Source organism: Acidimicrobiales bacterium (assembly GCA_036399815.1).
Lineage (GTDB): Bacteria > Actinomycetota > Acidimicrobiia > Acidimicrobiales > DASWMK01 > DASWMK01.
This window is the reverse complement of the sequence record DASWMK010000112.1, coordinates 1-9,017: the sequence shown is the minus strand read 5'-3', so window position 1 is coordinate 9,017 and position 9,017 is coordinate 1. Positions and strand designations below refer to the sequence as shown.

The following is a 9,017-nucleotide window of genomic DNA, read 5'->3' as shown; positions in this document are numbered from 1 at the left end:
CCGCCGCGGCCAGCCGGCCGTGGACGAGCACGACCACCCGATCGGCCATCCGCTCCACCTCCTGGAGCACGTGGCTGCTGACGATCACGGTCCGGCCCTGCGAGCCGAGCCAGCGGAACAGGCCGATGAGGTTGTTGCGCTGGACGGGGTCGGCGCCGTTCAGCGGCTCGTCGAGCACGAGCACGAGGGGGTTGGTGACGAGCGCGGCCGCCACCTTCGTCCGCTGGCGCATGCCCTTGCTGAACCCGCCCACCCGGCGGTCGGCGACGTCCAGCATCCCGACGGTGGCGAGCGCCTGCTCGGGCGCCTCCCGCTCGGCCACCCGGTGGAGGTCGGCGACGTAGTGCACGAACTGGCGGGCCGTGAGCGCCTCGGGGACGGCCTCGTCCTCGGGGACGAGCGCGATCCAGCGCTGGGCCTCCCGGTCGCGCCGCGGGTCGCGCCCGGCCACCCGCACCTCACCGGAGTTGACGCCGATCAGCCCGGTGATGGCCCGCATGAGGGTGGTCTTGCCGGCGCCGTTCGGCCCGAGCAGCCCGGTCACCCCTGGCCCGAACGAGCACGACAGCTCGGACAGCGCCACCTTCTGGCCGAACCACACGGACACGTCCGTGGCCGCCACGGTGGCGTCGCCGACGAAGGCGGGGTCGGCCACTACGACGTCTCCGTCCACCGGTAGCGCCACAGCAGGGTGCCGACGGCGACGGCCAGCACGGCGACCGTCTCGACGGTGGCGAACGCGCCGGCGCCCGGCACCCCCGACAGCGGCGAGTCGAAGGCCATCTCCCCGAGGAAGATCACGTCCCGCACGGCGAGGGGCATGGCCAGCAGGTTGACGAACGCGCCTGCGCCCTCCTCGTCCGGCCCGGTGAGGATGGCGGCGACCGCGGAGGTGACGAGCAGCAGCCCGATGAGGCTGGCGCCGGCGACGATCCGCCTGGTCGTGAGCGAGGCCAGGGCCAGCCCGACCGCCGCGTAGTAGACGGCCAGCACGGCCACGGCGAGCGGCACCTTCCACAGCACCTCGGCGTTGTCGCGCAGGTACTCGAAGGAGCTGTCGCTCACCAGCATCTGGCCGACGAACAGCACCACCTGGGGCAGGAAGCCGAACGCGAACAGGATGGTGGCGATGGCGGCCAGCTTGGCCAGCACGTAGTCGGGGCCGGTGAGCGGCCGGGCGAAGATGACCGGCAGCACCCGCTGGCGCCGGTCGGGGCAGAGCACGTCCGGGGCGGTGAGGGCGACGAACAGCAGCAGCGCCGTCGACACCCCGACGTACTCCCGGTAGGTGATGAACGAGAAGTCCTGGGCCGGCGTGTCCCTCGTGACGTAGGCGATGCCCACGTTGACGACGGCCGGCACGGACGTGACGGCGAGCAGGGCCCAGGGCGCCACCTTCTGGCGCCACGGGCGCCGGAAGCCGAGGGCCCGGCGGATCGAGGCCCGCCAGAGGGCGAGGACGGCGGCCCGCCGGCCGCCCCTCGGCCCGTCGTAGGGCCGGTAGCCGCGGTCGTAGACGGCGCCGCCGACGGGGAGGGCCATCAGCCCGTCCCCGCCCGGCGCAGGAACACCTCGTCGAGGGACCCGAGCCTGGTCGACAGCCGGTTCAGCGGCAGGCCCAGCTCGGCGACGGCGTCGCGGATGGCGTCGAGGTCGGACTCGGCCGTCGTCGCCACCTCGACGGCCCCCTCGACCAGCCGGGCCGGCAGCGACCGGGCGGCGAGGGCGGCGGCCAGCGCGTCGGCGCCGTGGTCGACCTCGACGGTGACGAGGCCGGTCCGCTCGAGCAGGTCCTCGGTGCGGCCGGCGACGACGAGGTGGCCGGCGTCGAGCATGACCACGTGGTCGCACACCTGCTGGACGTCGTCGAGCAGGTGGGTGGCCATCAGCACCGAGATCCCGAACGTGCCCAGCCGGGCCACGAGGGCCAGCATCTCCTCCCGGCCGATGGGGTCGAGCCCGGCCGTCGGCTCGTCGAGCAGGACCAGCTCGGGGTCGGCGACGAGGGCCTGGGCCAGCTTGGCCCGCTGGCGCATGCCCGTCGAGAAGCCCTCGACCGGCCGGAACCGGCTCTCGTCCAGGCCGACGAGGTCGAGCACGTCGGAGGCCCGCTGGCGGGCGGCCCTGGCCGGCAGGCCGGACAGCTCGCCGAGGGTGGCGACCACGTCGGCCGCGGTCTGGTCGACCGGCAGGCAGTCGTGCTCGGGCATGTAGCCGAGCCTGGCCCTGGCCCCGACCGGGTCCTCGAGCACCGGGTGGCCGACGACCTCGACGGTCCCCTCGGTCGGCCGGGTCTGGCCGAGGAGCAGCCGGAACAGGGTCGTCTTGCCGGCCCCGTTGGCCCCGACGAGGCCGACCCGGCCCCTCGGGACCTCGACGGTGAGGCGGTCGAGCGCGGTCGTCGGGCCGTAGCGCTTAGTGAGGGCGGTGGTGCGGAGCAGCGGGGCCACGACGGAATCAGTCTGGCCGCGAGGAAGTTGTCAATGTGGCACTCAAGATTCTAGAGTTCCCTCCACAAAGAGATCGCAGCCCGTCTGAGGAGCCCTGCCCATGCCCAAGGCCGTCGGTATCGACCTCGGCACCACGAACTCCGTCGTCGCCGTCCTGGAGGCCGGAGACCCGGTCGTCATCCCGAACGCCGAGGGGTCGCGCACGACCCCGTCGGTCGTCGCCTTCTCGAAGACCGGCGAGGTGCTGGTCGGCGAGGTGGCCAAGCGCCAGGCGATCACCAACCCCAACCGCACGATCCGCTCGGTCAAGCGGCACATGGGGACGAACTGGACGATCGACATCGACGGGAAGGCCTACAAGTCCCAGGAGATCTCCGCCCGCACGCTCCAGAAACTGAAGCGCGACGCCGAGGCCTACCTGGGCGACACGGTCACCCAGGCCGTCATCACCGTCCCCGCCTACTTCGACGACGCCCAGCGGACCGCCACCAAGGAGGCCGGGCAGGTCGCCGGCCTCGAGGTCCTGCGCATCATCAACGAGCCGACCGCGGCCGCCCTCGCCTACGGCCTCGACAAGGAGGGCGCCGAGCAGACGATCCTCGTGTTCGACCTGGGCGGCGGCACCTTCGACGTCTCGATCCTCGAGATCGGCGACGGCGTGTTCGAGGTCAAGGCCACCCACGGCGACACCCGCCTCGGCGGCGACGACTGGGACCAGCGGGTCATCGACTGGCTCGTCACCTCGTTCAAGAACGGCCACGGCATCGACCTGTCGAAGGACAACATGGCGATGCAGCGGCTGAAGGAGGCGGCCGAGAAGGCCAAGATCGAGCTCTCCTCGGTCCAGCAGACCCAGATCAACCTGCCCTACATCACCGCCGGCGCCGAGGGCGCGCTGCACCTCGACGAGACCCTCACCAGGGCGAAGTTCCAGGAGCTCACCGCCGACCTCCTCGACCGGTGCAAGGGCCCGTTCGAGCAGGCCATCAAGGACGCCGGGCTCACCAAGGAGCAGATCGACCACGTCATCCTCGTGGGCGGCTCCACGAGGATGCCGGCCGTCGTCGACCTCGTCCGCAGCCTCACCGGGAAGGACCCCCACAAGGGCGTCAACCCCGACGAGGTCGTCGCCGTCGGCGCCGCCATCCAGGCCGGCGTGCTGAAGGGCGAGGTGAAGGACGTCCTCCTGCTCGACGTCACCCCGCTGTCGCTCGGCATCGAGACCAAGGGCGGCGTGATGACCCGCCTGATCGAGCGCAACACCACGATCCCGACCCGGCGCACCGAGGTGTTCACGACGGCGGAGGACATGCAGCCGTCGGTGGAGATCCACGTGCTCCAGGGCGAGCGGGAGATGGCCCAGTTCAACAAGACCCTCGGCAAGTTCCAGCTCGTCGACCTGCCCCCGGCCCCCCGCGGCGTGCCCCAGATCGAGGTCACCTTCGACATCGACGCCAACGGCATCGTCCACGTGTCGGCCAAGGACCGGGCGACCGGCAAGGAGCAGTCGATGACCATCACCGGCCAGTCGTCGCTGTCGAGGGACGACATCGACAAGATGGTCCGCGACGCCGAGGCCCACGCGGAGGAGGACCGGCGTCGCCGCGAGGAGGCGGAGGTCCGCAACAACGCCGACACGCTCGTCTACCAGACCGAGAAGGTGCTGCGCGAGCAGGGCGACAAGATCACCGGCGACGAGAAGTCGGCGGTGGAGAGCCGCCTGTCGGAGCTGAAGTCGGCCCTGTCGGGCAGCGACATCGGCGCCATCCGCTCGGCCACCGACGCCCTCATGACCGCCAGCCAGGCCTTCACCCAGAAGCTGTACGAGCAGGCGGCGGCGAGCGGCGGCCACGGGGCGGACGGCGACGGCGCCGGCGGCCCGGGGACGGGCGCCCGTGACGACGACGTGGTCGACGCCGAGATCGTCGACGAGGGCGAGGGCAGGTCGGCCTGATGACCGCCCACGAGCCGGATCTCGGCACCGAGCCGGCGGTGCCGCAGGAGGAGCCGCCGCGCCCGCACGGCGACGAGGCCGGCGACCTGGCCGCGCCCGGTGGCGACACCGGGCCGGCCGGGCCGGACGGCCCGCCGGAGGACGGGCTCTCCGAGGTGCCGGCGCCGCCCACCGCCGACGACGTCGACGTGCCCCGCCTGCTCGAGGAGCGGGCCGAGTACCTCGACGCCTACCAGCGGACCAGGGCCGAGTTCGAGAACTACAAGAAGCGGGTGATGGCCCGCCAGGCCGACGAGGTCGCCCGCGCCGCCGAGTCCATCGTCGACAAGCTGCTGCCCGTGCTCGACGCCTGCGAGAGCGCCATCGACCACGGCCACCGCGACGTCGAGCCGGTGTTCGCGGCGCTGCTCGGGACCCTCGAGAAGGAGGGGCTCACCCGCGTGCACCCCGGCGCCGAGCCGTTCGACCCGAACCTCCACGAGGCCGTGATCCACGAGCCCGGCGAGGGCGGGGAGAGCGTCGTGGTCGAGGTGCTGCGCACGGGCTACACCTGGAAGGGTCGGCTGCTCCGGCCGGCCATGGTGAAGGTCAAGGGGTAAGGGGGCGCGGGCGTGGCGCCACAGCGGGAGTGGTTCGAGAAGGACTACTACGCGGTGCTGGGTGTGCCGGAGACGGCCACCCAGAAGGAGATCACGCGCGCCTACCGGAAGCTGGCCCGCCAGTACCACCCGGACGCGGCCGGCGGCAACGAGGAGCGGTTCAAGGAGATCTCGGCCGCCTACGACGTCGTGGGCGACGAGGCCAGGCGGAAGGAGTACGACGAGGTCCGCCGCCTCGGCCCCGTCGGCGGGTTCGGCGGCTTCGGCGGGGGCCAGGGCGGCGGCCCCGGCGGGTTCTCGTTCACCACCGAGAACCTGGGCGATCTCGGCGACCTCTTCGGCGGCCTGTTCGGCCGGGGGGCCCGCCGCCGCGGCGGCGCCCGCACCGGGCCGGCCAGGGGCGAGGACCTCGAGGCCGAGCTGCACCTGTCGTTCCTCGACGCCGTCAACGGCGTCACCACCAGCGTGAACCTCACGAGCGAGGCCGCCTGCTCGACCTGCGGCGGCTCCGGGGCCCGCCCCGGCACCGCGCCCGCGGTCTGCCCCCGCTGTGGCGGGCGGGGGGTGCTCGACGAGAACCAGGGCCTGTTCTCGTTCAGCCAGCCGTGCCCCCGCTGCGGCGGGCGCGGCATGGTCGTGGAGGACCCGTGCCCGACGTGCCGGGGCTCGGGCACCGAGCGCCGGCCGAGGACCGTCAAGGTCCGCGTCCCGGCCGGCGTGACCGACGGGCAGCGGATCCGGCTGAAGGAGCGGGGCGGCCCGGGCCGCAACGGCGGCCCGCCCGGCGACCTGTTCGTGGTCGTGCGGGTGGCCTCGCACGAGCTGTTCGGGCGCTCGGGGAGCGACCTCACGGTGACCGTGCCGATCACGTTCCCGGAGGCCGCCCTCGGCGCCGACGTCAAGGTCCCGACCCTCGACGGCCCGCCCGTGACCATCCGGGTGCCTCCCGGCACCCGCAACGGGCGGACGTTCCGGGTGAAGGACCGGGGGGTGCCGGCCCGCAACGGGCGGGGCGACCTGCTGGTGACCGTGGAGGTCGCGGTCCCGGCCCGCCTGTCCGCGGCGGAGCGCAAGGCCGTCGAGGCGCTGGCCGCGGCGAGCGGCGAGTCGCCTCGCGCTCATCTCGGGGTGTGACGATGATGGATCGCACGACTGCCGTCTACGTGATCTCGGTGGCCGCCGAGCTGGCCGGCGTGCACCCGCAGACCCTGCGCATCTACGAGCGCAAGGGCCTGGTGGAGCCGGCCCGCACGGGCGGAGGGAGCCGCCGCTACAGCGACGCGGACATCGCCCAGCTGCGGCGCATCCAGGACCTGACCAACGAGGGCCTGAACCTGGCCGGGGTGAAGATGGTGCTCGAGCTCGAGGCCGAGGTGGCCGAGCTGCGCCGCCAGCTGGAGGAGGCGAGGGTCGAGCGGGACCGGGCCGTCGAGCAGGTCCGCCGCCAGTACCGCCGCGACCTCGTCCCGATCAACCAGGCCGTCGAGCTCTTCCGGCCGAGGCGCGACCGCCGCTAGCCGGTGTTGCGCATCCCGGCCGCCACGCCGTTGACGGAGGAGAGCAGGGCGCGGGCGAGGCGGGGGTCGTCGGCGCCGTCGCGGAGGCGGCGCAGGAGCGACACCTGGAGGTACGACAGCGGCTCCAGGTAGCGGTCGCGCACCTCGAAGGTCCGCCGCAGCAGCGGGTTCGAGTCGAGCAGCGCGCCCTCGCCGGTCACGGCCAGCACCTCCCGCACGCTGCGCTCGTGCTCCTCGACGATCCGGTCGAACAGGTGCCACCTGGCCTCGGGGACGAGGGAGGTCACGTAGTGGCGGGCGATCCGCAGGTTCGTCTTCGCGAGGGTCATCTCGACGTTCGACAGGAACGTGCGGAAGAAGTGCCACTCGGCGTGCATCTCGGCCAGCAGGTCGCCGAGCCCGGCCTCCCTGGCGGCGGCCAGCCCGGAGCCGACCCCGTACCAGCCGGGCACGATCTGGCGGGACTGGGTCCAGCCGAACACCCACGGGATGGCCCGCAGGTCCGACAGCCCGGCGTCGGCGCCGGGCCGGCGCACCGGGCGGGAGCCGATGTTGAGGTCGCCCAGCTGCTCGACCGGGGTCGACGCCGTGAAGTAGGCGGGCAGGTCGGGGTGGTCGACCAGCTCCCGGTAGGCGGCGTGGGCGGCGGCCGCCACCGTGTCCATCACCTCGTCCCAGCGGGCCAGCGTGCCGGCCGGCATGCGGGGCGAGCGGTGCAGGACCGTCGCCTCGAGCGTGGCCGCCACCAGCAGCTCGAGGTTCTCCCTGGCGAGGGCGGGGAGCGCGTACTTGTCGGAGATGACCTCGCCCTGCTCGGTGAGCTTGATCTCCCCGTCGACCACGCCGGACGGCTGGGCGAGGACGGCGTCGTGGGCCGGGCCGCCGCCCCGCCCGACCGACCCGCCCCGGCCGTGGAACAGCCGCAGGGCCACGCCGTGGCGGGCGGCGACGTCGCGCAGCCGGCGGGAGGCCCGGTGGATCTCCCACTGGCTGGCGGCGATGCCGGCCTCCTTGTTCGAGTCGCTGTAGCCGAGCATCACCTCCTGCACGTCGCCCCGCAGGGTCACGAGCCGCCGGTAGGCGGGCACGGTCAGCAGGTCGTCGAGGAAGGCGTCGGCGGCCCGCAGCTCGGCCAGGCTCTCGAGGAGGGGGACGAAGCCGATCCTCGCCACCCCGGCGTCGAGGTCGACCAGGCCGGCCTCCCTGGCCAGGACGACGGCGGCGAGCACGTCGTCCACGCCCTTGGTCATCGAGATCACGTACGACTCGACGACCTCGTCGCCGAAGCGGTCGAGCGCGTCGCGGACGGTCGAGAACACGGCGAACGTCCGCGCCGCCTGGTCCGTGAGCGGCGGCGGCACGGGGGCGAGGGGCCGCCGGCCGGCGAGCTCCCGGGTGAGCAGCGCCACCCGCTCCCGCCGGGACAGGTCGCCGTAGGGGTGGCGCAGCTCGCCGAGCCGGTCGAACAGCACGGCCAGGGCGTCGTGGTGGCGCTGGGCGTGCTCGCGCACGTCCATGGTGGCGAGGTGCAGCCCGAACGTCGACGCCGTGCGGATGGCCCGGTCGAGGCTGCCGGCGGCGATGCGGTCCCCCCTCGCGGCCACGACCGCGTCGCGCAGCGCCACGAGCTCGGCGACCAGCTCGGCGGCGCCGAGGTAGTCGCGGCCGGGCTCGTGGCGCCCGCCGGTGGCCAGGCGCCGGCGGGTGTTGAGGAGCCGGGCCCGGATGCAGGTCAGCTTCAGCCGGTAGGGCTCCTCGGCGTTCAGCCGCCGGAAGCGCTCGTCCACCTCGGGGAGCAGCTCGAGGTCGCGCCGCAGGTCCTCGGTCAGTGCCTCCGACGGCGGCACCAGCCGGCTCGACATCGACAGCTCCTCGATGAGCTCGTCGACCAGGTCGACGGCCAGCCGCACGCCGTACTCGTGCTGGAGGACGAGCACGGCGTCGGTCACCTCGGGCGAGACCCTGGGGTTGCCGTCGCGGTCGCCGCCCGTCCAGGTCCCGAAGCGCAGGGGCCGCACTGTCGGCGCCAGCTCGACGCCGAGCCCGGCGAGGCGGTCGGCGAGGTCGGCGAGCAGGGCCGGCACCGGCCCCGTCGCCAGCTGGTCGAGGTAGTAGACGGTCGAGCGGGCCTCGTCGATCGGGTCGGGGCGGTTGACCCGCAGCTCGTCGGTCTGCCAGAGCAGGTCGACGAGGGCGGCGAGCTCCCGGTCGTCGGCGGACCGCACCGGGTCCTCCAGCACGTCGGCGATCCGGCGCAGCTTCGACAGGGTCGAGCGCCGGGCCGCCTCGGTGGGGTGGGCCGTGAACACGGGCTGGACGCGGAGGCGCCCGACGGCGGCGGCCACCGTCGCCGGGTCGGTGCCGGCGGCGAGGATCCCCTCGACGGCCCGCTCCAGCCACCCGCCCTCGGCCTCGCGCCGGCGCCGCAGCACCCGCCACCGGTGGACCTGCTCGGCGGTGTTGGCGAGGTGGAAGAACGTGGTGAAGGCCCGGACGA

General features: G+C 73.7%; 8 protein-coding genes. 4 read left to right on the top strand and 4 right to left on the bottom strand.

All coding sequences use genetic code 11. The annotated features are described in order from the left end of the window. From VGB14_08100 to VGB14_08090, 3 genes are all read right to left on the bottom strand, one after another. Positions 1–655, bottom strand: a 655-nt coding sequence (locus tag VGB14_08100; GenBank protein HEX9992871.1) for an ABC transporter ATP-binding protein, incomplete at its 3' end; no start/stop codon positions are given. Beyond that, on the bottom strand, positions 655–1,542 hold the full coding sequence (locus VGB14_08095; GenBank protein HEX9992870.1) for a hypothetical protein: 888 nt from the start codon (positions 1,540–1,542) through the stop codon (positions 655–657). The genes VGB14_08095 and VGB14_08100, both read right to left, overlap by 1 nt. After that, positions 1,542–2,450: an ABC transporter ATP-binding protein gene (locus VGB14_08090; GenBank protein HEX9992869.1), complete on the bottom strand. Its 909-nt coding sequence runs from the start codon at positions 2,448–2,450 to the stop codon at positions 1,542–1,544. Before VGB14_08090 ends, VGB14_08095 begins: the two co-directional genes overlap by 1 nt. A gap of 100 nt (positions 2,451–2,550) precedes the next feature. Between VGB14_08090 and dnaK the strand changes: the two genes are divergently transcribed. The 4 genes from dnaK to VGB14_08070 are packed head-to-tail and all read left to right on the top strand — an operon-like array spanning position 2,551 to position 6,520. After that, positions 2,551–4,404: a molecular chaperone DnaK gene (gene dnaK / locus VGB14_08085; protein ID HEX9992868.1), complete on the top strand. Its 1,854-nt coding sequence runs from the start codon at positions 2,551–2,553 to the stop codon at positions 4,402–4,404. After that, entirely contained in the window at positions 4,404–5,003 is a 600-nt protein-coding gene (gene grpE, locus VGB14_08080; GenBank protein ID HEX9992867.1) for a nucleotide exchange factor GrpE, read from the top strand. Before dnaK ends, grpE begins: the two co-directional genes overlap by 1 nt. 12 nt (positions 5,004–5,015) lie before the next feature. Continuing rightward, on the top strand, positions 5,016–6,137 hold the full coding sequence (gene dnaJ / locus VGB14_08075; protein ID HEX9992866.1) for a molecular chaperone DnaJ: 1,122 nt from the start codon (positions 5,016–5,018) through the stop codon (positions 6,135–6,137). A gap of 5 nt (positions 6,138–6,142) precedes the next feature. After that, the gene (locus tag VGB14_08070; GenBank protein HEX9992865.1) at positions 6,143–6,520 is read left to right on the top strand and encodes a MerR family transcriptional regulator; all 378 of its coding nucleotides are present in this window, start codon (positions 6,143–6,145) and stop codon (positions 6,518–6,520) included. Here VGB14_08070 and ppc read toward each other — a convergent pair. Next, positions 6,517–9,017: phosphoenolpyruvate carboxylase (gene ppc, locus VGB14_08065; GenBank protein ID HEX9992864.1), on the bottom strand; the 2,501-nt coding region annotated here is incomplete at its 5' end. The genes VGB14_08070 and ppc overlap by 4 nt on opposite strands.